The following is a 22,602-nucleotide window of genomic DNA, read 5'->3' as shown; positions in this document are numbered from 1 at the left end:
TTACAAGTTCATTTGTAGTAAGATGGTTATAGGTCATTTATGTTAGTTCCTTTCAGACAAATTTGGTAGTTTATCTGAGCCTAACATAGATGGCTTTTTGTGTCTAGCTTAATTTTACAAATTGGGATTTGAACAATCGAATAAGAGGCTGTTTTGTAATTTTATTTTCACGCTCAAGGCGTATTCGAGTTATCTCATGACTCTTATTCATCCAGTTTTAGTTACAGGCTCGGCAAAGCCCTAATAAACTTACGGATTTGTATTGCTCATCTTTATTATATACCTAAACTAATTTTCCGTCATGAGTTAGCAGGCGAAGCCTGCTTGGAGTTTTAGTTTGCTTTTAGTACAAGGCAGCGAGTCGTAGACAGCTCAAAATCTTGAGGGAGATTTTGAGATTACTGATAAAACTTTTGAAGAAAGTTTCAATGAAGTACGGCAAGACGAGCTAACACAGTAACAAAAGATAATCTAAAAGAGTATAATACTCATTAAATTTCAAAATCTGACATTGTTAAGCCTCTTCGGTGAACTTCAGTTCTACCTTCATCGGCTTTCCTAGTCATTTTTTTGAAATTTTTCGAGTATTCCGATTTTGAAGTTTGTCCAGTATAAAAGAGGTCAGGATTCGCCTCCCAACCTCAGACATGCTTTATTTACTTAAAGGGATCTCTTAATTGAAAACCACTTCCGGTCTGGTAAAATTGTCCGCCTGCTACGTAGTGAACTGGGCGATTTTCTGGTTCGACCTGATCCAAGTGCCAGCGTCCATCATGAAAAACGGAATCATCAGCCCAAGCGGCTACAATTCGCCCTAAAAAGAGGTCATAAACTGTTTGATTGCGCTCCTCAGGAATAATTTCACAGACAACCCAGGCCAGACAGTCTTCCAATAAGGGATATCCTTTTCCACTTGGGTCAAAGAAAGACAACTGATCTACCTTCTCTTCATGAACATGACGACTTTTGGCAAGTTCAACAATTAAATCAGCTTGGGATGCGCGTGGAATTTGTAATACAAAGTAGCCACTTTCTTCCATAACCTTTCGGGTATAATTTTCAGAATCCATAACCAGACTTAAAATATCTGTGTCAACGGTTCCTACCCAACCCGCCGGCATAATATTTTTATCAGTAGCAGTCGCACTGGACACAAAGGTTACAGACGACAGGGCTAAAATACGGTGTGCTTTTTCTAGGGGAACTTCCCGAATCATATTTTTATCTCCAATGTGGAAAGAACTGGCTGTATCCAACCAGTTCTTCCTCTATGATTTTTATTTTTAGTATTTTTCTATTTTGCATTTTCAACCGCAGCCGTCACAAAGTCTTTATAGAGACCATCTGGACGGTTTGGACGGCTAGAGAGTTCTGGGTGGTATTGGCAAGCCACAAAGAATTTCTTATCTGGCAATTCAACAATCTCAGCTAGACGGTTGTCTGGGGAAACACCAGAAAAGACAAAACCAGCATCTTCAAATTCTTTGCGATAGGTATTGTTAAACTCATAGCGGTGACGGTGACGGCGTTGCACCACTTCTTGGTTGTCGTAGGCTGCTGCAGCCTTGCTTCCAGGTTTCAATTTGGCTGGATAAAGGCCGAGACGAAGGGTTCCCCCCATATCTTCAACGTCTACCTGATCACGCATCAAATCGATAACTGGGTACTTGGTTTCTGAATTTAGTTCTGCAGAGTTGGCGTCAGCCATATTCAATACGTGACGGGCATATTCCACACAGGTCAACTGCATACCCAAGCAAACCCCAAGCATTGGGACATCGTTTTCACGCGCATAGCGAATCGCTTGAATTTTACCTTCCGTACCACGCTGACCAAAGCCACCAGGAACAATGATACCGTCTGCTGCGGACAAAAGCTCTTCCACATTCTCAGCGGTCACATCGTTGGCGTTGATCCAGTCGATTTTCACTTCTGCATCATTTGAATAACCGGCATGCTTAAGCGCTTCTACAACAGAGATATAGGCATCTTGAAGCTCAACGTATTTCCCAACAAGGGCGATTTTCACCTGTTTCTTCAAGTTCATAACCTTATCAACCATAGCGGACCATTCAGTCATATCCGCTGCAGGCGCGTCAATCTTCAAGTGGTCACAAACAATTTGATCCATATTTTGGACTTGAAGGTTAAGTGGAATTTGATAAAGGTGTTCAACATCCAAAGATTCAATAACCGCTTCTGGCTGTACATCACAGAACTGGGCTAGTTTGTTCTTGATTCCTTGACCAACCGGCTCTTCGGTACGGATCACCAACATGTTCGGTTGGATCCCCAAACCACGCAATTCTTTAACCGAATGTTGTGTTGGCTTTGTTTTCATTTCCCCTGCTGCTTTCAAATAAGGAAGAAGGGTTGTGTGGATATACATCACATTGTCTGAGCCAACGTCAGCCTTCATTTGACGAAGGGCCTCAAGGAAAGGCAAGCTCTCAATGTCTCCTACAGTTCCTCCGACTTCTGTGATAATCACATCAGAATCTGTGGTCAAAGCGGCCCGTTTGATTTTCTCCTTCAAAGCATCTGTGATATGAGGGATAACCTGCACAGTCGCTCCCAAATACTCACCCCGACGTTCTTTACGAAGGACTTCGCTATAAATTTTACCAGTAGTTACGTTGGAATACTTGTTCAGGTTAATATCAATAAAACGCTCATAGTGACCTAAGTCCAAGTCCGTCTCTGCTCCATCGTCGGTCACAAAAACCTCCCCATGTTGGTAGGGACTCATGGTACCTGGGTCAATATTGATATAAGGGTCAAATTTTTGGATGGTTACTTTAAGTCCACGGTTTTTCAAAAGTCGGCCTAAACTAGCAGCTACAATCCCTTTTCCGATCGAGCTAACAACCCCACCTGTTACAAAAATGTACTTTGTTGTCATGATTACTCCTTCATATTCTAGATAACTTCAAAATCAAAATAGGGAGGGAGACGGAACAACAAATCATTGGTCGGTCGTCTTCCACTCCCCTTACCTCACACTTAACAAGATTCCTTTTTAAAAATGGAACCTAAGCAGGACGCATGGTTTTGGAAAAGAATGCAAACAGAAAGGGAATATTAGTCCTCTGAATCGTCATCCTCATCATCTGTTTCATCCACTTCAACATCGTCACCCAATTCTTCTGGTGCGATTTCGTTGATTTCAGCATCGTAAGCTTCTGCTTCGTTCTTCTCATCATCTGGATTCTCATCATAGCTCATAGAATCCTCATCTTGCGCAAAGTTATCCTCGTCTTCTGGATCATCATCGCTGTAGTCGATGGTATCACTGTCACTGGCAATAAAAGCATTGACACGTTTTTTCTTACGTTGTTTTGGTGCTTCTTCATCGTCATTTTCTTCCAAGGCAATGATTTCTTCGTCAACTTCATCCACAGCGTACCAAGAACGAAGGCCCCACTTGTTATCACCAAGGGAGATAAAACTACCGTCGACGTTTAGTTCGGTGTAAAAAAGAGGAAGAGCTTCGCGAATCTCGCTATTGCTTTTCTCCAAATACTCTTGAATTTCATTGACTAGGTCACTAAAGTACATTTCATGATCGCGTCCACGACCTTCTAAGATGGCACGCGCCACTTCGATCATGGAAAGTTCACTTTTTTCCTGTCCAGCAAATACTTCTAATTCCAAAGTCGTTCTCCTTTTTTGTCATTCTCTTTATTGTACGCTATTTTTGAAGATTCGTCAAAAAAGAAAAGAGGCTGGACACCAGGCCAGTCCCTTTTCAGGATGTGGAAAATTATTTCGCATCCTTTATTTTAATTTGTTTAAGTACTCAAACGCAGTGGTTAATCGGTATCTTCGTTCGTCATTTGACTCCGAAGATAACCTAATCAACTTTGCAGGGGTGAGAGTGAAACGGTTTGGGGAGAAACCGTTTCAGCTTACAATTTGAAAGAAAGATTTGTAACGAACTAAATTTTTAAACATTTAGTTCTGTCTCGCTCCCTATCTCACTTTTGCTGTTGAAGTGATCAATTCAACAGCTTTTTTAACAGTGATGTCGTGTTTCAACATGTCTGTTGAAAGAAGGTTGCGTACTTGGTCTGCTTCCATGCTGTAAGCTGCTGCCAAGTCTTCGATTTCTTTATTGATTTCATCGTCGCTTGCATCGAATCCTTCTGCCTTAGCAATAGCTTCGATGACAAGGTTTGTTTTAGTACGGCTTTCTGCCTCTGCTTCGTATTGTTTGTGCAAGTCGTCTTCAGTTGTACCAGTGATTTGGAAGTACATTTCTGGTGAGATTCCTTGACGTTGCATATTTCCAAGGAATTCATTCATTGAACGGTGTACTTCTTCATGAACCATTTCTGATGGAAGGTCAACAATTTCAGCGTTTTCTACAGCTTTTTCGATAGCTGCTGTTTCAACAGCTTCTTTGTAAGCTTCTTCTTTGGCTGCTGCCATTTCTTTGCTGTATTTTTCTTTCAATTCAGCAAGAGTTTCAACTTCTTCGTCGATGTCTTTTGCAAGCTCGTCGTCAAGGGCAGGTACTTCTTTCCCTTTAACTTCATGAACAGTTGTTTCAAATTTCGCAGCTTTACCAGCCAAGTCTGTTGCTTGGTAATCTTCTGGGAAGGTTACTTCAACAGTCACAGTTTCACCTGGTTTTGCACCAACCAATTGGTCTTCGAAGCCTGGGATGAAGGATCCGCTACCAAGTTCAAGTGGGTAGTTTTCACCTTTGCCGCCGTCAAATTCAACACCGTCAACAGAACCTACAAAGTCAATCACAACTGTATCACCTTCAACAGCCGCATCTTCTTTGATCACCAATTCTGCTAAGTTGTTGCGCTCACGCTCGATACGTGCATCCACTTCTTCTGCAGATACTTCTTTATCCGCTTCAACCGATACTTCTAGGTTTTTGTAGTCACCCAATTTTACTTCAGGTTTTGTAACAACTGCTGCAGAAATAGTCCAATCTTGACCTTTTTCCATTGAAACAATGTCAAATTCAGGTTGTGCAACAACCTCAACTCCTGCTTCCTTAACAGCTGCTTCATAAGCTGCTGGTAGAAGGGCATTCAAGGTATCTTGGTAAAGAGCTTCTTCACCAAAACGTTGGTTGAAAACGGCACGTGGAAGGTGACCTTTACGGAAACCTGGAACGTTCAATGAACCTTTCACACGGTTAAAAGTACGGTCTAACTCAGGCTTAATCACATCTTGAGCGATTGTGAATGTAAGCAATCCACGGTTTGTTTCTTTGTTTTCAAATTTCACAGACATGTAGTCTACTCCTTAAAATCTTTAATCTGTATTATTTTATCACAAGTAAGGGTTAACTTCAATGATTTTAGAGGGCTTTCTAAAATTTCCGAATCGGGTCTGGGGCATACTCAGCTCGAGCTCCGCCAATCAATTTCGGACGACTGGCAAGAGCTGTGACATGGGCCCCTCCCAGTTCACGTTTGGCGAGACGGACAGGCACTTGAACATGCTTCACATGCATCCCGATTGCGGTATCCCCAATATCTAAGCCCAGATCAGCAGTAATAAATTCCACAACTACGGGATCCTCAAAAATTTCCATAGCCGCCACTTGTCCACTACCACCGGCATGGGGAGTGGGAATCAATTGAACAATCTCCCAGCCCCGAGTTATAGCCACAGAGCGTTCCACAACTAGAGCGCGATTCACATGCTCACAACCTTGAACAGCTAGGAAAATCCCCTGCTCATTTAGAAAATGGTAGAGGGCTGAAACCAGCCCCTGACCAACCTCCAAACTGGAATTGCGACCGATAAAACCTCCAACCACCTCACTGGTTGATAAACCCAGAACAAAAACAGAACCGGCAGGCGTCTGAGCCCGCTCTACAAGTTCTTGCGCCAAGGCTACTACATCAACTTTTAATTCTTCCAAATCAGACATGGCTCCTCCTTAAAAGTTTGATCAAGATTTGGGATATCAGAAAACCCAAAAAACTCTGGATAAAGTTAGGAATCATTTCCGGTAAAGCTGCAGCTGGGCTATACATCAGACTAGAGGCTCCGGCATAGACAGCTACCATAAAGAGACTTGAGAGTAGGCCCGACAACCAGCGAGATGGAATCAGCCCCTGCGCCAAACGACCTTGGCCTCCGTGAGCTAGGAGACTAAACAGACTCCACTGGGGATAGCCCAGTAAGAGGTCTAAGAGAAAACCTCCCAAACCACCAACTACGGCTCCTTGACGACCACCCAAATAAAATGCAGCTGTATAAACTCCCACATCTAAAAAGGAGACAAAACCCGTAGCAGTGGGCAACTTGAAATAGCCTAAAACAACAGTGATTGCGATAAAAACAGCCGTTTGACTCCAGTATTTTACATTAGTTGACTGCATACGGACTAACCCCCCATTCATCGGCAGCCGCTATCGCTGCCGTCACAAACTGCTTGGCTAGGTGACTGGCTTGAACCATATCCTGACCTAGCCCCAAATAAGTTGCCAGACTTGAAGCTAGGACACACCCACTCCCATTCATCGTCCCTTGGGCCTGAGGGGCTTCCAAGTAAAAACCAGACTCCCCCGTCCAAACAAAATCTAGCGCTACAGCGCCAGGTAAACGAGAACCTGCCTTTAGGTAGACAGCCGTCCCGAACTGACGGGCTAATTCCTCGGCCCCTGCTTGCAGGTCAGCCTGGTCAATCAAATCCCTCCCCAACAGCAACTCTGCTTCCCGAAGATTGGGAGTCATGACCTGGCTAAGGGCCGCTATTTTTTGAAAAATACTAGCCCATTGTCCCAGTACTTGGTCCTTCTTTTCTTTTAAAACCAAAACAGGATCAAAAACAATGGGGACCTGCGCCCTATTTTTGAGCCAATGATAGACCACATCGGCGTGCTCAGGACTTGGCAAGAGACCAATTTTTATAGCTTCAAATGAAACACCTCCAAGACTGGTCAATTGCTGCTCCAACTGAAGTGGTGTCAGAGGCTGAACTTGAAATTCATCTTCAACTATCGCCGTTACACACGTTACAGCCGCGAAGCCCTTGGCTCCAAGCTGGGTAATCGTGGCTAAATCCGCTTGCAGACCGCCACCTGAAAAGATATCGCTACCGGCTATGGTTAGGATCTTGGTCATAATGAATCTCCTTGAGATAAAGGCCCTGAGGGGCTGCAGTTGGGCCAGCCAGCTGGCGATCCCGCTTCTCCAGAATCAGAGAGACCTGCTCCACCGGCATGCGGCCATTACCAATCTTGAGCAAGGTGCCGACCATATTGCGAATCTGCTTATAGAGAAAACCATTTCCCGAGAAGGTAAAGCGAAGCAAATGCTGCGCTTCATTAACCTCCAAATTCACAGCTGTGATCGTCCGAACCTTGTTTTCTACAGATGTCCCTGACGCCGTGAACCCCGTGAAATCATGCGTCCCTTTAAGGAATTGCATCGCTTCTCTCATTTTTTCGAAATCTAATGGGTAAGGGAAAGGCGTTGCTTGATAGCGCATGAGGGGATTCTTAGGCCGACCGTAGTCTACCAAGAACTCATAGGTTTTGTGATGAGGCCAATAGCGAGCATGAAAATCGTCTGGCATCAACTCCACCAACCGAACGGAAATATCCTCTGCACTCTGGGTATCCAGCGCAAAACGCAATTTTTCCACATCCCGCTTCCCCGGTAAATCAAAATGTACCACTTGACCAAAAGCATGGACACCAGCATCCGTACGCCCCGCCCCGTGGACCTGAACCTCTTGCCCACTAGCCAACCGCATCAAGGTCTTTTCCAAGTCCTCCTGCACCGTCCGTGCCTGAGGTTGACGCTGAAAACCAGCAAAATCCTTGCCATCATAAGCAATCACAGCCTTGTATCTGTATTTTTCCATGTCCCTATTTTAACAGGAAAGCCTTAACAGAACAAGGCAGAGAGCAGAGAGCGAAAAAAAGAGGCTGGGTTCAAGCCCCAGCCTCAATCGTTTTTTATCAGACTAGATGAGTTCACCGAAGGAACCTTATAAGTTACGAACTGCGTTCGCTCTTTTTGTCGCCTCAAAAATGGACACATCGGACCTTTTTTAAGGCTCCTTACAGACTAATTTAGTTCTCCGAAGGAATCTTATAGGTTGCGAACTGCGTTCGCTCTTTTTGTCGCCTCAAAAATGGTCACATCGGACCTTTTTTAAGGCTCCTTACAGACTAGATTCCTTCTTTGAAGGAATCTAGTCTGCATCAAACATTTTTTCAAAGAAGTTCTTTTTCTTCGGTTTGACTTTGAGGTCACCGGCGTTGGCAAAGTCCATAAGGGCTTTGCGTTGGTTGTCGTTGAGATCAGTTGGGGTGTCAACAACGATGGTGACGTATTGGTCTCCTTGGGCTCCACCACGGAGGCTTGGCGCACCTTTTCCACGGAGGCGGAATCGTTTACCGGCTTGGGTTCCTTCTGGAATGGTTAGCTCAACATCGCCATGAACGGTTGGGACATCAACGGTATCCCCCAAAGCTGCCTGTACAAAGTTTAGATGCAGGCTGTAGTGGATTGTTGTTCCATCTCGTTCAAATTTATCAGAAGCCGCAACTTGGATAACTACAAAGAGGTCTCCATATGGTCCACCATTGTAGCCCGCTTCACCTTGTCCTGATAAACGGATTTGTTGATCGGTTTCGACACCAGCTGGTACACGAACCTCAACCGTATGGGCTTGATTTTCACGACCAGTTCCATGGCAGGTAGTACATGGGTCCTTAATTTCTTGTCCACTTCCATGACAGACATCACAAGTTACCTGACGACGCATCATGCCAAGCGGAGTTTGAGTATCCACGTTGATAACACCAGCTCCTCCACAGCGGCTACATTTCACAGGACTTGTACCTGGTTTAGCACCAGACCCATCACAAGTATGACAGGAAGACTCCCGATTATACTTGATTTCCTTGGTAACGCCAAAAATAGCTTCCTCAAAGGTCAATTTCACACGGTATTGAAGATCATTCCCCTGGCGTGGCGCATTCGGATTACGGCTACCACCGCCCATGCCGCCACCAAAGAAGCTTGAGAAAATATCTTCAAAGCCACCAAAGCCTGCACCATCGAAACCAGAGAATCCTTGACCTCCACCGAAGCCACCATTAGCACCCGCTGCTCCAAATTGGTCATACGAAGCCCGTTTTTGCTCATCTCCTAGAGTCTCATAAGCTTCCTGGATGTCCTTATATTTTTGTTCCGCCCCATCCTCTTTATTAATATCTGGGTGGTACTTTTTAGACAACTTCCGATAAGCCTTTTTGATCTCATCCTGAGAAGCAGATTTGGAGACCCCTAGACGCTCATAAAATTCTGTATTGTTCAATTTCCTTACCTCTCACTAACTTGCTCACCCTAGCCAAAAACAGAGGTTGGGCAAACAACCTCTGTTTCAGTAACAGCCTCGCTATCTTACTTTTCAGTAAATTCACCGTCTACAACGTCGTCGCCTTGGGCTGCGTTTGTTGCGCCTTCAGCTCCTGCTTGGGCTTGTTGAGCAGCTGCTGCTTGCTCATACAATTTTACTGCTAGGGCCTGAGCTTTTTCGTTGAGAGCTTCTAATTTCGCTTTCATGTCGTCCAAATTGTTAGCTTCTTGTGCTGCTTTCAATTCGTCCAAAGCAGTTTGTGCTTCCGCACGCTCTGCTTCAAATTGACCTTCTGTGTCTTTCAAGGTTTTTTCAGTTGCGAAAATAGCTTGGTCAACTTCATTGCGGAGGTCAACTTCTTCTTTCCGTTTCTTGTCTGCTTCTGCGTTAGCTTCTGCGTCTTTCATCATGCGATCGATTTCTTCATCAGTCAAGCCTGAGTTAGACTGGATCACAATGGTTTGCTCTTTTTGAGTACCAAGGTCTTTCGCTTTAACAGAAACGATACCGTTTTTATCGATGTCGAAGGTTACTTCGATTTGAGGGATACCACGAGGTGCTGCAGGGATATCTGTCAATTGGAAACGTCCAAGCGTTTTGTTATCCGCAGCCATTGGGCGTTCCCCTTGAAGAACATGGATATCTACGGCTGGTTGGTTGTCTGCTGCAGTTGAGAAGACTTGTGATTTAGAAGTTGGGATTGTTGTGTTGCGTTCAATCAAGGTTGTGAAGACACCACCCATGGTTTCGATACCAAGTGACAATGGAGTAACATCAAGAAGAACAACGTCTTTCACGTCACCAGTGATCACACCACCTTGGATCGCAGCACCCATCGCTACAACTTCGTCAGGGTTAACAGATTTGTTTGGTTCTTTACCAGTTTCAGCCTTAACAGCTTCCACAACTGCTGGGATACGTGTAGATCCACCAACAAGGATCACTTCATCGATTTCAGAAAGAGATAGACCTGCATCTGAAAGGGCACGACGAACGGGTTCTTTGGTACGTTCTACCAAGTCACGTGTCAAGTCATCAAATTTCGCACGAGTCAAAGTCATTTCCAAGTGAAGCGGTCCTGCTTCTCCAGCTGTGATAAATGGCAAGCTGATTTGAGTAGAAGTCACACCTGAAAGATCTTTCTTAGCTTTTTCAGCTGCATCTTTCAACCGTTGCAAGGCCATTTTATCTTGACTCAAGTCAATGCCGTTTTCTTTCTTGAATTCTTCAACCATGTGGTCGATAATCTTCTGGTCGAAATCGTCACCACCAAGTTTGTTATCTCCAGATGTTGACAATACATCGAAGACACCGTCACCCAATTCAAGGATGGATACGTCGAAAGTACCTCCACCAAGGTCAAAGACAAGGATTTTTTCTTCTTTGTCTGTTTTATCCAAACCGTATGCAAGCGCAGCCGCAGTTGGCTCGTTGACAATACGTTCTACTTCAAGACCTGCAATTTTACCTGCATCTTTTGTTGCTTGACGTTGAGCATCGTTAAAGTAAGCTGGAACAGTGATAACGGCTTTGGTTACTTTTTCACCAAGATACTCTTCCGCATAACCTTTCAAGTATTGAAGGATCATAGCTGAGATTTCTTGTGGAGTGTAGTCTTTTCCGTTAGCTGAAACTTTTTCAGAAGTTCCCATTTTTGATTTAATGGAAATGATGGTATCTGGGTTGGTTACCGCTTGGCGTTTTGCGGCATCACCAACGATGATTTCTCCGTTTTTGAAGGAAACAACAGATGGAGTTGTACGGTTTCCTTCTGGGTTTGCGATGATTTTTGGCTCAGTTCCTTCAAGAACTGCTACTGCTGAGTTTGTTGTACCTAAGTCAATACCAATAATTTTAGACATATGTATTACCTCTTTTGTTTTTTTCTCTATCGTTACTAGTTTAATGACATTTCGGTCACATAGGATACAAAGCCCGTTAAAAGCTCAAAGGAAAAATAGGAGATTGACGCCGTGTTGCTCAAACACAAGGAAATCTATCTTTTTTCCATAGAGCTTAGGGCGTGTTCACTTCATTTAGACCCAAGCCCCATAAGACTAAGTTTCTTATGCATAGACAACGACCATTGCTGGACGTAAAATACGGTCATGCAATTTATAGCCTTTTTGGAAGACTTGAGCGATGGTGTCCGCTGCGTGGTCTTCGTCGGCTGGTTGGGTTTGAATGGCCATGTGGAAGTTGGGATCAAAGTCGCCAGAGGCGTCAATTTCTTCGATTCCTTCTTCTTTCAAGGCGTGGATGAGGCTTTCTTGAACCATTTCCAAGCCTTTTTTCACATCGTCAGTCAAGCCTTCAACAGCCAGGGCGCGTTCAAGGTTGTCTAGGGAAGGTAAGATCGCTTTCCCTAGGTCTTGGCTGCGGTATTTTTGCAATAATTGGCGTTCTTCTTGTCCGCGGCGTTGGATGTTTTGCATCTCGGCCACAGCCCGCAGGTGTTTATTTTCAAGTTCGTCAATCTTGGCTTGGGCCAATTCGAGTTCAGATGGCTCAGCCGTTTCTTCTGTTACTTCTTCTATTTCTTGTTCAAGTTCTTCTTTGATTTCTTCAGACACAAGAATCCTCCTTAATGCACTTCATAATGGTTGCTACTGAGGTAGCGGTAGAAATCCGTCAGCTTCATCGTCATGACGCGGCTGACAGCTTCAATTAGACTAAGTAAACGTTGGTAATCGCTATTCACCGGCCCCACCAGGCTTAGAAGTCCATAGCCTCGATAAGGGATTAAGAAGCGCTTGCTCATGAGACTCAAATCAGCTAACAGTTGACTGGAGGTATCCGCAATTCGAATCAATTGCTCCTGATTCTCCGACCAACCTTCACGTAGCTCAAGGGCCAGCTGTTGTTCATGGGTGAAAAAGCGATAAGTTTCCAGCCCCACTTCCTGCAGCAGGTGCTCCTGGCCTGATATCACCACTTCTTCAGCGAAAAGTTCCGAGAAGATATGTTCAATTAAAGCAGCTACATTATCAGGCGAAAGGAAATAGCGTTGGACCACTTGCGGAATTTCCGTGCGAATCTTGTAGTGAATCGAAAGTACTGACTCTCCCAACAAGCGATCCCGAACCATGTCCCTGAGCTGGTAGAGGTGCTCCACCAGAAAATTCCGGGGAATCACCAGCTCCTTGGTCAGGATTCTGGAATCATCTAGGGTCATAACAACCAAGGCTGTGTGCGACCCTAGAACGACTAAATCAAATGCTGTCAGCCTTTGATGACTGGGCTCAACATCCAGTACAAAAGCGGTTAACCCTGTCATCTCTGACAAGAGATCGGCTCCTCTTTGAAAAATATCCTTCAATTGAAAGAAATTATCATCAAAGGCTTTGAGAATTTGAAAGACTTCCTCTGGGGGAAGGGTGGTCAAGGCCATGGAGTTTTCAACATAATATTGATAACCCGCAATACTTGGTTTACGACCACTGGAAGTATGGGACTTTTCTAACAAGCCCAACTTTTCCAGAGCCGCCATGTCATTCCGAATAGTTGCACTAGAAGAAGCAACCCCCTCCTGCAACCTCTTGGAACCTACTGGCTCATGGGTCTCTGTAAACAGTTCAATGATCATCCTTAGGATGGTCTCTTGTCTTTCTGTAACCATGCTCCCTCCATTGGATTAGCACTCAAACCATCCAAGTGCTAACTTATGATTCTATTATACAGCACGGATTCTCCCTGTCAAGAACTTTTGCTCAAAAAATTAGCACTCTTTCCAAAAGAGTGCTAATTTCGGGTTGCAACCTCAAAAAAAGCCTGATATAACAGGCTTTTCTGACTCTATCGGTCTCAAGACCGATTTTTCTCTAAATAAGCGCGACCCGTTTCCCGGTAGGACAGATCCCCTACTTCCATAACTGTAAACTGGCCATTTTCATAACGAAGTCGTGTGACTGAACCATTGTCCAAGGCCACAAAGCGCTGACCTGCTAATAGATATAGGATGGTTCCGATACTCATACCGTGGCTAACCACAATCGCATTCCCGCCACCAGCCTTCTCCATTTTTTCCGCTAAATCTGTGATTCCAGCCAAGAGGCGATCGCGAAGAACCTCCCAGGTTTCAGCCCAGCCGGCTGTATCTGCCTGGTAAATCGCCTTAGCCATATCCTCATAGGACATCTCCTCTAAATCCTCCACTCCCGCTAAACGAGGAAGTAGACCAAAGAAAAGATCGCCATCGTAAGCCCCATCATTGGAACCAAACGACCACTCACGAACGCGTGGATCGTAGTTGTAAGGAATCTCTCCTTTCAGACCTAGTTCTGTTAAGATAATATCCATGGTCATGATGGTTCGACCAAGATCTGATGACACTGCTCTATGGAAGGAAATCCCTTTTTCTCGAAGGCCAATTCCCAATTCTCGAATTCCAGCCTGCCCCTGTGTTGTCAAAGGGGTATCACTCCACCCCTGTGCACGGTGAATCGTGTTAAACATGGTCCGACCATGTCTTACTAAATACAAATCTGTTGCCATCTATCTTCCTCCTATTCAAAACCTTCTAGTGCTTTTTCCAACACTTCCAAGGAAATTCCAAACATCGCCAAGCGTTTAGGGAGCTGCTTGCCATTGGAATAGCCAATTCGTAAAACTTCACCGACATATTCCCGCCGTTTCCGACTATCTATCCCAGCCAAGAGGCCCAGGCGCATCAAATCTGCTTGAGAAATCAACTCCTGCTTGTCTGGAGAGCGCCCTGTAAAAGCCCCATCTAAGGCTTCTTTCAAAGCTTCAAAATCCGCATGTTCAATTCCTAAAGACCGGCCAGCCGTTTTAGACTTAGGAACCGCCTCCCCTCGCTTAAGGAAAGCTTGCCCGACTTCTGGTACGGCCTGACTAATCATCTTGCGAATCCGCTCCCCTTGGTAATCCGGATCCGTAAAAACAATCACCCCCCGCTGTTCCTGCAAACGAGCAATCCGCTCAATATCCTCTCGAGACAGAGCAGAACCACGGGTTTCATAGGTATCTACATAAAAAAAACGCTTAAGATTCGCTGTATCATCGCGACCTTCTACCACAACCACTGGACCAATTACGGGCTTCATCGATGCTCACCATCCAGTCCGAAAACTTGCCATGCATTAGCAGAAGTCGCTACTACCAACTCTTCCAGACTGATCCCCCGCAAGTCTGCCACCTTCTCCGCTACATAGCGGGTATAGGCCGTCCGATTTTCCTTCCCTCGATAGGGTACTGGGGCTAGGAAAGGAGCATCTGTCTCTAACAAAATCCGATCTAGGGGCAGATTTGCCGCTGCCTCTTGAATCTCTAGCGCTTTTTTAAAGGTGACCACACCTGAAAAAGAGATCCACATCCCTAATTTCATAAATTTTTCCGCCATCTCCAAAGAACCGGAATAAGAATGCATAATCCCACCACGAGCAGGAAGTCCTTCATCCGCTAAAATGGCGTAGGTGTCATCCAATGCATCCCGTGTATGGATGACCACCGGCAAATCCAACTCCTTAGCTAAACGAATCTGCCGCCGGAAGACTTCCTCTTGCACCTCTTTGGAAGCCGTCATCCAATGATAATCCAGCCCAATCTCGCCCAGAGCCACCACTTTCGGATGCCCCAGAACCTCACGCAGATAGTCTTCTACCTGGTCATCATAGCTTCCCGCTTCCGTCGGATGCCAACCCAAGGTCAAGTAAATGGAGTCATCAGCCTCTGCTAAAACCAAGGCTGCCTCAATCGATTCCCGATCAAAGCCCACCACATTGTGCCAGACCACACCCAACTCACGCGCCAGCTCAAGCTCCTCCTCCAACCGACCCGCAAACTGCTTCAAATTTAGGTGAGTATGTGTATCAAAAATGTTCATAAGTCTAACTCTCTATCAAAAAAGAGACAGTCCTACCAACCGCCTCTCTTATTTTGCTTTAAGTACTATTTCGCAGTAGTTGATTAAAATCCTCATTCACTCTATCGTTTTGACGATTTCGAATCAACTGTGCGGGGGCAAAACTAAGGAATCAAAGATTCCAGTCTTGCTCCCAAAAATCAGTAGACTCGAGTTTCTACTGATTTTTCAATCATTAAGCTGAAAGAACTTTACGTCCTTTACGACGACGTGCTGCAAGCACACGACGACCGTTCTTAGTAGACATACGGTGACGGAAACCGTGTTTACGTTGACGACGAATTTTACTTGGTTGATAAGTACGTTTCACGATGTGTACCTCCTCTTAGATTCTTTGTATTTGTTTAGCCGGCTAGTTTTGATCAGTTACTAAACATACCTTGCTATTTTAAAGGAAAATTGACGGGTTGTCAAGGGAATCGAGCAGGAAAAAAACTTGTAGCGATAAAAACCACAGTTTTAAGAATGATTTTGCTTTAAATCAGGAATGTAAACGTTAAGAATACAAATCTCACAAGTATTTCTGCAGGAGATCCTCGAGTCTACCTCCAATTAAATCAAGAAATCCTCCCCTTTTTTCATGGATATATTTCTTAGCTGTAGAAAACTCTATAAACTCAAATTCATCTTGCTCCTCTGAATCCAAGTTCTTCATTAATCCATAATCACGTAAAAAACAAAGAGACATCCCGTTATATACAAAAAGAACTTCTTTCAAATCCTCTAAATCCACATTTCCCCCTTGATAGAATCGCAATAAAACATGAAAAAGCGAAAAAAACTCATCCGTGATAAAGTCAAAACGATTAAAGTCTTTTGTAGAGATTTGCTTTTCAGAATGTTTCGCCCTGACACCAAAGTCAAACGACTCTGCGAACAAGTAATGTTCGGCAAGCCCCACATCTATCTTTATCAGTGATTTAATAAAATCCATATCCCCAGCGCCTTTATTCATACGTAAATATCCAGCCAGAACCAAGTTCTTTCGAATATCCAAATCTAGGCGTTTACGTGCACTTTCCTTAAATCCATCAAACTCATCATTCTTCACTCGACTCCTTAAATCGTGAAGTCGATCCATAACCTCCCCCATATCGTCGATTTTCTTGGCCACTAATTCAAGCGAATCATTTTGATCAACTCTGCGTAAATATTTCGTTATTCTCTTCTCAAGCTCACTCAACTCAATTCGATAAGCTACCTGTGGTTTCATTTGCGAACCTCCTTACTCACTCAGCTTCGATGACTCTTTGACCCTTATTCCAAAAAAGGGAAAAGCTATTTCTTCTTTCCCACGACAAACGCATGAAACAGTAATTTCCGAATTATAATACAGTTTAAATTCAGTAACTTTAGCGATTCTCCTATAGAAGATTCCAAAAAGGATTGTTTTTGATTGTGAAAATCCTGAACATTGAAATACAGAAAACTCTATTTTCTCGCTAAAAATCTTTCATGCGTTTGTCGTGCTTCTTTCCCTTTTTACTTGCATTCTATCTTCAAAGTGCTATTATAGTGTTATAAGAGGTGGTCAGACGACCACCAAGTAGCGCCGTTTAAGACGGTGACTCAGTAGATTAACAAAAAAAGCGTTAACCTTCGCTTCGTCAAAGTTTTCGGTTAACGTTTTTTGTTGTGTTTACCTCGTTTTTTGATAGAGTAGAAATCGTACAAAACATTTGCCGTCATGACAAGTTTGTACAAGAGCTCTATCAATTCGAGCACTGACATGAACGTCTCCTTTCTTTTAGGGTAAGAAATGCTAGCCTGCGTAATCCGTATCCGCATAGGCATCACATCCTTTCTAAAGTAAAAGGAGTCACCGAATGAACTTCGCTACCCTTCCATCTTAACAAATTAATTTAGAAAAAGGAAAGATTTATCGGTTTCGAAAGTGAAGATTTTATAGTCTTTTAGTTTGCTTTTAGTACAAGGCGGCGAGTCGCAGGCAGTACTAAAGTACGGCAAGACGAGCTAACACAGTAATAAAAGATAAACTAAAAGAGTATATTCAAAAAATAATCCCCCAATATAACCCGACTTCCATCAGTAAATGTGGTAAGATTTTAGCAGGAGGAGAATGTATGTCAGAGAAAATCATTGATGTAGTTGCTGCCGCTATTGTCAAAGACGGCAAAATATTCTGTGCTCAGCGCCCCGAGGGAAAAAGTCTCACCGGATACTGGGAATTTCCTGGTGGGAAGATTGAATTAGGAGAAAATCCTGAGCAAGCTCTTATCCGTGAAATCAAAGAAGAATTTGCCTCCGAAATCCAAGTGGTGAGCTTCATTAACGAAGCAAGCTATGATTATGAATTCGGAACAGTTCGCATGAAAACATATCTATCCAGATTGCTATCAGGTAATTTAGATCTATTAGAGCATCAACAATCAGTATGGCTAACGCCTGAGCAACTCTCAACCCTTGATTGGGCTCCTGTTGATATTCCAGCTGCAGAGCTACTTGCAACAAAAGAAGTGGATCACCTTTAGGATCCACTTCTTTTATTTTTCTGTAATATACCGATACAAAGAGGGTTCAACCGAATTTACTAATTCGAAGATCATAGAAACAAGTTTTCCATTTTCCCTTTGAACTTCCTTAGCTGAACCTGGTATGACCCGAACCGGACCCAAATAATAAAATTCTCCTTTTTCCGAATCGTCCTTTTTAACAAACATTTCCAAACGTAAGTCATTTTCATCAGAGTCTAAAATCTTACTTACATCACGTGACTTAAAGCTCCGATTGTTTTTTGAATACCACCTCATTGTACTCTCACTTAGAAATTCATCTTCATATTTTATAGTATCACTTATATCGTCATCTTTATGATAGGTAACAAAGATTGGACACGAATTCGAATAATCATCGATCACATAACCACCAATATTTTGTGGTGTATTGTCTTTTTCAAAATTCAAAAACTTGAGAGCATCCCTGCGTGTATAACGTTGACCAATCGTTAACAGGTCAGGATAGCTAGTGCTCTTCTCAAGCCCAACTTGCAAAATATCTATAAATTCTCGTTTAAAGTTCCAATCATTTAAAGATTCGCGAAACGTCGGTGATAAGGAATATTCTGACTCACTCACCTGAAGTAGTGCGGCAGTACCAAACCTCTTCCGCTCTGACTGTTTAAGAAAGACAAGACTTAAAATTCGTTCCATAGATCCAATGACTGCTGGATCAGTCGAAACACCTTTAGAGGATAATAGTTGTACAAATTCATCTCTAGATATAAAACCTCGTTCAACCAACACTTCAAGTAAGTACAGCTCGTGGGGCCGTTTTCCATCGAGAATCTCAAATGTCAGAAATTCTAAAATACGAGCCTCATCATCTGAAAAATGAAGTGCTTCTGTTGAAAACTTGGAAATAACTTGGTAATAAGCACAAAAACTATTGTTTTCAAAAAAGATCAGCGGATCCACCTGGTTATTTTTAAGAAAATCAATCATCCTCGGAATTCTTCCCAATCGATTTTCTAAATCTTTAAAAGAATTCCTTAACATAGCCATTGAAGAAAGATTGGTATTTGTAATTGCTTCAAAAATCTGTTTCTGCGCTATCGCTTCAAAGTTCACGGTTGTCAGCCCTTTAATTGCAGCAGCATCTCTAACTTCGCGGCAATAGTTCTCCTTATTCATTGATTGATCTCCAAATAGGGCAATTGGAATCAAATAATTATTCTTATAGTTACCAATGAAATCAATTATGGTGACAAATTCCTTCTCGGAATGCTTTCGGAGTCCTCGTCCCAACTGTTGAACAAACACAATACTCGATTGAGTATTTCGCAACATAACAACTTGGTTGACACTTGGAATATCAATTCCCTCATTGAAAATATCAACTGTAAATAGATAGAAAAGTCTACCTTCCTCTAGATCTTTAACAGCTTGGTAGCGAGTCGCCTGTGAATCATCACCATCCAAGGACTGTGATGGCCACCCATGTTCTGTAAAAAGTCTAGCTAGCTCTTTCGCCTCGTCTTTACGTGAACAAAATACTAGCCCTTTTACTTGCTCACCCGAGTAACCGTAATAGTTAATTTTCTCAATCAAATGCTTGAGCCTAGCTGACGAAATCAAACGATTGAAATCGGCTGTATCATCTAACAACTCACCATCCACCTGAATATCCGTAACCCCATAATAAATAAAGGGGCATAGTAGATCATTATCTAGCGCTTCTTGAAGTCGAATTTCATAGGCCACTTGATAATCAAATAACTCATAAATATTTTGACCATCCGTCCGTTCCGGGGTAGCTGTCATTCCAAGAAGAAATTCAGGATCAAAATGCTCCAAAATTTTCTTATAGGAGCTCGCACCAGCTTTATGAACCTCATCAATCAATATATAATCAAAATAATCCGCCGCAAAACGATTCAAATGCTCATTCCGTGACAATGTTTGAACCGTCGCAAACAAATAAGGAATCTTACTAACATCCAATTCTGGTTTATAAATTACCGCTTGCCCATCTTCAAATCCAATGACTTCCTGAAAACTCTCAATTGCTTTTTCTAAAATTTGCTCTCGGTGTACTAGAAATAAAAAACGATCCGGCTTATAGTTCCTAACATCGAAAGCTGCAAGGTAGGTTTTCCCGGTCCCCGTAGCACTAATCACCAAAGATTTTTTCTCACCCAATAATCGCTTCTGTTCCAAAGCCGTCAACGCAGAAACTTGCATCTTATTGGGTTCCAATCTTGTGACATAGCTTGATTTCGCGGATTCCTCTACCTCAATAAAGATTCTTGTTTTGCGCTTCTGACTATATCGCTCTATTACCTCATTAGTCAGCAAGGTTGATTGATCCCAGATTCTAAAAAATTCAGTTTTACTAGCTAAAATTAAGTCTCCGTATTCCGTAGAGGTTAGTTTAATGTTCCATTCATAATTTTTCTTCAAAGCATTTCCGGTTAAATTGGAGCTTCCAGTTATTAGAACTTGCCTCATTCCTTGATCAATTAGATAGACTTTTGAATGCAGCTGTAGAGTTTCTGGTGCCAGACGAACTTCTACATTTTTTAACTTCAACAATTCCTTCATTGCTAAAGGATCATTAAAGTCTAGATATGGAGAGATTAAAATTTTACCTCGAACACCTCTATCATTCAAATCCGATAACTGACTCTTAATCAAAGCAATCCCAGATTGAGTAACAAAAGCCACTGAAAAATAAAAACTGGTCGCCTTTGTCAGTTCCTCCTGCAAATCAAGCAAAACATAGCGTTTTGTTTCATCCTGATTGATCAAAAGTTTAGGTGCATGGGACTGATTTTGCGCAAATTGATTATGAATAAAACTAAATTTCAGGGATTCTAACAAATCTTTCTCAAACTGAGTGGTACTAGTCATACATTCTACCTTTCATCAATACCTTACATTATTATCCTATGCATCTATTCTTACGTCAATAGTAAACAGAAAAAGAACCTCAAAATGAGATCCTTCCCTAAAATTATTCATCAAATCTTTCGAATACGGAAAACCGGACGTACGGTTTCGATTATATCCGCCTACCACACATACTCATCTAGCAACCCATAATCATCTACTAAACTGTCCAAAAATTCTTGGAACTCACTGAAATCATAGGACATTCTTTTTCCTTTTAGTTTCCCTTCATCCACCATCTTTCCAACTTCCAGCAAAAATCTCATACAATTGCCTATGTTATTTTTATAGGTTGAAATAATTCCGATCAGTTCCTTAATCTCCATTCGGGATTTTCGATTCCTTTGGCTTTCCTCATAAACTTCATAAATTCCAGATAGGATAGCAATAAATTCTTCATCCATTCGGAAGAATGTATCAAAAAATTTTTCATCTAACCATTGATCCAAGTCCCAAGATAAATCTGCCACCAACTCGTATCCATATAAAATTTCAGAAAATTCATCTGCCAAATGAACATTCAAGCGCAGAAAACGGTTTGCCAAATCCTGTCTATCACCATCCAAATCTAAGCGTGTAAAGGAAACGTCCAATAAATGTCTGTGTACATCATCCATCAAGCGTAATCGAGCACTTTCTTTGAAGTCCTCAGATGGATCCTCTTTGATCGCCTTTTCTAATTGTTCAAGAATATCGATAAGGTCCCAAAGCTGCTCCTTTTTTTCTTCACGTATCTCTTCAGTATCATCGACCTCATAACGAGGAAGATTTTTTAATGTTGTGGCTTCTAATTCTTTCAATTTAATTCTATAAAAGACATTAGCTTTCATGTTCATTAGCTCCTTCCAAAAAAGGGAAAGGCTATTTCTCCTTTTCCCTTTTTACTTGCATTCTATCTTCAAAGTGCTATTATAGTGTTATAAGAGGTGGTCTAACGACCACCCTGTAAAACCGTTTAAGACGGTGACTCATGTTGACTAAAAAGCATTAGCCATCATCTCGTCAAAGTAAGACGGCTAATGCTTTTTGTGTTTTCTGCTGAATAAGTCGAGATAGAGACGCATCAGATTGATCACAAATGTACCAACCTTCAGTGTCCACTCAACAATCTCTGCGAGAGACAAAAAACTTCTCCTTTCTTTTAGGATAGAAATGGTCGCCTGCATTATTTCGCATAGACCTCACCTTCCTTCGTAAAATCGAGGAGTCACCGTCTTAACTTTTCTACCCTTCCATCTTAACAAATTCATTTAGAAAAAGGAAAGATTTACCTGTTTCAAAAACAAATATTTTTATATATGTTTTTTGCTCTAAAACATATTGAACTCTGCATCACCCTTCCAAGAATCCGAGCTCCCTCAAGAAAAAAAGGGAGGTTGGTTTGAGGAGAAAACGTTGCAGCTTACAACATGAAATTAAGGCTTGTAGTAAATGATTTACACCCAATAAAAATTGTTCTGTCCCACTCTCCCTTTTTACTTGCACTCTATCTTCAAAGTGCTATTATAGTGTTATAAGAGGTGGCCTAACGACCACCCTGTAGAACCGTTTAAGACGGTGACTCAGTATGACTAAAAAGCATTAGCCATCATCTCGTCAAAGTAAGACGGCTAATGCTTTTTGTTTTTCTGATTTTCAAAAAACCTCTCCAAGGACGGCAATGTCATTAAGTTAAGACCTAGAATTTAGAATAAGACCACATTTGAAAGCTCATAATTACATCAGACTTTCAAATGTGGTCTTTTTGTGCACGCCAAATAAAGGTTTTTGTGACCTTTTTTAAAAATTATGATACTCTATAGGTGAAACTTACTACTGATTGATTTTTCAGTCGCCTTTCAAACGTCCGACCTGGACGAATGATTGATAAATGTCTTTCTATGTAAGTTTTCAACTTAGAAGAAGTGAGCCTGTTTTTCAGAAATTGTTTACAGGCATAAACAGCATCAGAAAAGCAG

20 protein-coding genes and 1 pseudogene are annotated in these 22,602 nt (G+C 42.4%); 1 reads left to right on the top strand and 20 read right to left on the bottom strand.

From position 1 onward, the window contains the following. Window positions 1–656: 656 nt before the first annotated feature. The 17 genes from I1A59_RS07155 to I1A59_RS07075 all read right to left on the bottom strand — a co-directional run bounded on the left by I1A59_RS07155 (window position 657) and on the right by I1A59_RS07075 (window position 16,449). Entirely contained in the window at window positions 657–1,256 is a 600-nt protein-coding gene (locus tag I1A59_RS07155) for a flavin reductase family protein (RefSeq protein WP_196092097.1), read from the bottom strand. Window positions 1,257–1,294: 38 nt separating this feature from the next. Continuing rightward, complete coding sequence (locus I1A59_RS07150; RefSeq protein WP_196092096.1) at window positions 1,295–2,902, bottom strand: CTP synthase; 1,608 nt, start codon at window positions 2,900–2,902, stop codon at window positions 1,295–1,297. 179 nt (window positions 2,903–3,081) lie between these two features. Continuing rightward, the gene (rpoE, locus tag I1A59_RS07145) at window positions 3,082–3,654 is read right to left on the bottom strand and encodes a DNA-directed RNA polymerase subunit delta (protein WP_196092095.1); all 573 of its coding nucleotides are present in this window, start codon (window positions 3,652–3,654) and stop codon (window positions 3,082–3,084) included. Between the two features lie 318 nt (window positions 3,655–3,972). Next, on the bottom strand, window positions 3,973–5,256 hold the full coding sequence (gene tig / locus I1A59_RS07140; RefSeq protein ID WP_196092094.1) for a trigger factor: 1,284 nt from the start codon (window positions 5,254–5,256) through the stop codon (window positions 3,973–3,975). Window positions 5,257–5,335: 79 nt separating this feature from the next. Beyond that, window positions 5,336–5,902, bottom strand: a complete 567-nt coding sequence (locus I1A59_RS07135; RefSeq protein WP_196092093.1) for a TIGR01440 family protein — start codon at window positions 5,900–5,902, stop codon at window positions 5,336–5,338. Beyond that, the gene (locus tag I1A59_RS07130) at window positions 5,895–6,356 is read right to left on the bottom strand and encodes an ECF transporter S component (RefSeq protein WP_196092092.1); all 462 of its coding nucleotides are present in this window, start codon (window positions 6,354–6,356) and stop codon (window positions 5,895–5,897) included. Before I1A59_RS07130 ends, I1A59_RS07135 begins: the two co-directional genes overlap by 8 nt. Beyond that, on the bottom strand, window positions 6,343–7,101 hold the full coding sequence (locus tag I1A59_RS07125; protein WP_196092091.1) for a bifunctional hydroxymethylpyrimidine kinase/phosphomethylpyrimidine kinase: 759 nt from the start codon (window positions 7,099–7,101) through the stop codon (window positions 6,343–6,345). Before I1A59_RS07125 ends, I1A59_RS07130 begins: the two co-directional genes overlap by 14 nt. Then, entirely contained in the window at window positions 7,073–7,846 is a 774-nt protein-coding gene (truA, locus tag I1A59_RS07120) for a tRNA pseudouridine(38-40) synthase TruA (protein ID WP_196092090.1), read from the bottom strand. Before truA ends, I1A59_RS07125 begins: the two co-directional genes overlap by 29 nt. 333 nt (window positions 7,847–8,179) lie before the next feature. Further along, the gene (gene dnaJ, locus I1A59_RS07115; RefSeq protein WP_196092089.1) at window positions 8,180–9,310 is read right to left on the bottom strand and encodes a molecular chaperone DnaJ; all 1,131 of its coding nucleotides are present in this window, start codon (window positions 9,308–9,310) and stop codon (window positions 8,180–8,182) included. Window positions 9,311–9,396: 86 nt separating this feature from the next. Further along, window positions 9,397–11,214 (bottom strand): molecular chaperone DnaK, encoded by a 1,818-nt coding sequence (gene dnaK, locus I1A59_RS07110; RefSeq protein WP_196092088.1) that lies wholly within the window; start codon window positions 11,212–11,214, stop codon window positions 9,397–9,399. Between the two features lie 204 nt (window positions 11,215–11,418). Next, on the bottom strand, window positions 11,419–11,925 hold the full coding sequence (gene grpE / locus I1A59_RS07105) for a nucleotide exchange factor GrpE (protein ID WP_196092087.1): 507 nt from the start codon (window positions 11,923–11,925) through the stop codon (window positions 11,419–11,421). Between the two features lie 11 nt (window positions 11,926–11,936). Beyond that, entirely contained in the window at window positions 11,937–12,971 is a 1,035-nt protein-coding gene (hrcA, locus tag I1A59_RS07100) for a heat-inducible transcriptional repressor HrcA (RefSeq protein WP_196092086.1), read from the bottom strand. Window positions 12,972–13,156: 185 nt separating this feature from the next. Then, window positions 13,157–13,846 carry a histidine phosphatase family protein gene (locus I1A59_RS07095; RefSeq protein WP_196092085.1) on the bottom strand — a complete coding sequence of 230 codons (690 nt, stop codon included), beginning with the start codon at window positions 13,844–13,846 and terminating at the stop codon, window positions 13,157–13,159. Between the two features lie 11 nt (window positions 13,847–13,857). Then, on the bottom strand, window positions 13,858–14,418 hold the full coding sequence (gene rnmV / locus I1A59_RS07090) for a ribonuclease M5 (protein WP_196092084.1): 561 nt from the start codon (window positions 14,416–14,418) through the stop codon (window positions 13,858–13,860). Continuing rightward, window positions 14,415–15,197: a TatD family hydrolase gene (locus tag I1A59_RS07085; protein WP_196092083.1), complete on the bottom strand. Its 783-nt coding sequence runs from the start codon at window positions 15,195–15,197 to the stop codon at window positions 14,415–14,417. The genes rnmV and I1A59_RS07085 overlap by 4 nt, the downstream gene beginning before the upstream one ends. Before the next feature lie 214 nt (window positions 15,198–15,411). Further along, on the bottom strand, window positions 15,412–15,546 hold the full coding sequence (gene rpmH, locus I1A59_RS07080; protein WP_002885866.1) for a 50S ribosomal protein L34: 135 nt from the start codon (window positions 15,544–15,546) through the stop codon (window positions 15,412–15,414). Window positions 15,547–15,747: 201 nt separating this feature from the next. Beyond that, complete coding sequence (locus I1A59_RS07075; protein ID WP_196092082.1) at window positions 15,748–16,449, bottom strand: hypothetical protein; 702 nt, start codon at window positions 16,447–16,449, stop codon at window positions 15,748–15,750. 871 nt (window positions 16,450–17,320) lie between these two features. Here I1A59_RS07075 and I1A59_RS07070 point away from each other — a divergent pair. Further along, window positions 17,321–17,728, top strand: a complete 408-nt coding sequence (locus I1A59_RS07070) for a (deoxy)nucleoside triphosphate pyrophosphohydrolase (protein ID WP_196092081.1) — start codon at window positions 17,321–17,323, stop codon at window positions 17,726–17,728. Window positions 17,729–17,740: 12 nt separating this feature from the next. On the opposite strand, the gene I1A59_RS07065 is transcribed toward I1A59_RS07070, so the two are convergent. The 3 genes and pseudogenes from I1A59_RS07065 to I1A59_RS09700 form a co-directional block, all read right to left on the bottom strand. Further along, window positions 17,741–20,605, bottom strand: a complete 2,865-nt coding sequence (locus tag I1A59_RS07065) for a DEAD/DEAH box helicase (RefSeq protein ID WP_196092080.1) — start codon at window positions 20,603–20,605, stop codon at window positions 17,741–17,743. A 161-nt stretch (window positions 20,606–20,766) separates the two neighbouring features. Then, window positions 20,767–21,474, bottom strand: a complete 708-nt coding sequence (locus tag I1A59_RS07060; protein ID WP_196092079.1) for a hypothetical protein — start codon at window positions 21,472–21,474, stop codon at window positions 20,767–20,769. Window positions 21,475–22,430: 956 nt separating this feature from the next. Next, window positions 22,431–22,602: pseudogene (locus I1A59_RS09700) on the bottom strand (IS4 family transposase); the annotation flags it as partial.

The organism is Streptococcus sp. NLN76, from assembly GCF_015686645.1.
GTDB lineage: Bacteria > Bacillota > Bacilli > Lactobacillales > Streptococcaceae > Streptococcus.
Note: the sequence above shows the minus strand (reverse complement) of the source record. Positions and strands in the feature narration are given on the sequence as shown.

What these genes read in the sequence shown, in the direction of transcription:
- dnaK (WP_196092088.1), bottom strand. Translation starts at nt 11,214, where the DNA reads ATGTCTAAAATTATTGGTATTGACTTAGGTACAACAAACTCAGCAGTA.
- I1A59_RS07065 (WP_196092080.1), bottom strand. Translation starts at nt 20,605, where the DNA reads ATGACTAGTACCACTCAGTTTGAGAAAGATTTGTTAGAATCCCTGAAA.
- I1A59_RS07075 (WP_196092082.1), bottom strand. Translation starts at nt 16,449, where the DNA reads ATGAAACCACAGGTAGCTTATCGAATTGAGTTGAGTGAGCTTGAGAAG.
- I1A59_RS07125 (WP_196092091.1), bottom strand. Translation starts at nt 7,101, where the DNA reads ATGACCAAGATCCTAACCATAGCCGGTAGCGATATCTTTTCAGGTGGC.
- tig (WP_196092094.1), bottom strand. Translation starts at nt 5,256, where the DNA reads ATGTCTGTGAAATTTGAAAACAAAGAAACAAACCGTGGATTGCTTACA.
- truA (WP_196092090.1), bottom strand. Translation starts at nt 7,846, where the DNA reads ATGGAAAAATACAGATACAAGGCTGTGATTGCTTATGATGGCAAGGAT.
- hrcA (WP_196092086.1), bottom strand. Translation starts at nt 12,971, where the DNA reads ATGGTTACAGAAAGACAAGAGACCATCCTAAGGATGATCATTGAACTG.
- I1A59_RS07095 (WP_196092085.1), bottom strand. Translation starts at nt 13,846, where the DNA reads ATGGCAACAGATTTGTATTTAGTAAGACATGGTCGGACCATGTTTAAC.
- I1A59_RS07135 (WP_196092093.1), bottom strand. Translation starts at nt 5,902, where the DNA reads ATGTCTGATTTGGAAGAATTAAAAGTTGATGTAGTAGCCTTGGCGCAA.
- I1A59_RS07085 (WP_196092083.1), bottom strand. Translation starts at nt 15,197, where the DNA reads ATGAACATTTTTGATACACATACTCACCTAAATTTGAAGCAGTTTGCG.
- I1A59_RS07150 (WP_196092096.1), bottom strand. Translation starts at nt 2,902, where the DNA reads ATGACAACAAAGTACATTTTTGTAACAGGTGGGGTTGTTAGCTCGATC.
- I1A59_RS07130 (WP_196092092.1), bottom strand. Translation starts at nt 6,356, where the DNA reads ATGCAGTCAACTAATGTAAAATACTGGAGTCAAACGGCTGTTTTTATC.
- I1A59_RS07070 (WP_196092081.1), top strand. Translation starts at nt 17,321, where the DNA reads ATGTCAGAGAAAATCATTGATGTAGTTGCTGCCGCTATTGTCAAAGAC.
- I1A59_RS07060 (WP_196092079.1), bottom strand. Translation starts at nt 21,474, where the DNA reads ATGAAAGCTAATGTCTTTTATAGAATTAAATTGAAAGAATTAGAAGCC.
- rnmV (WP_196092084.1), bottom strand. Translation starts at nt 14,418, where the DNA reads ATGAAGCCCGTAATTGGTCCAGTGGTTGTGGTAGAAGGTCGCGATGAT.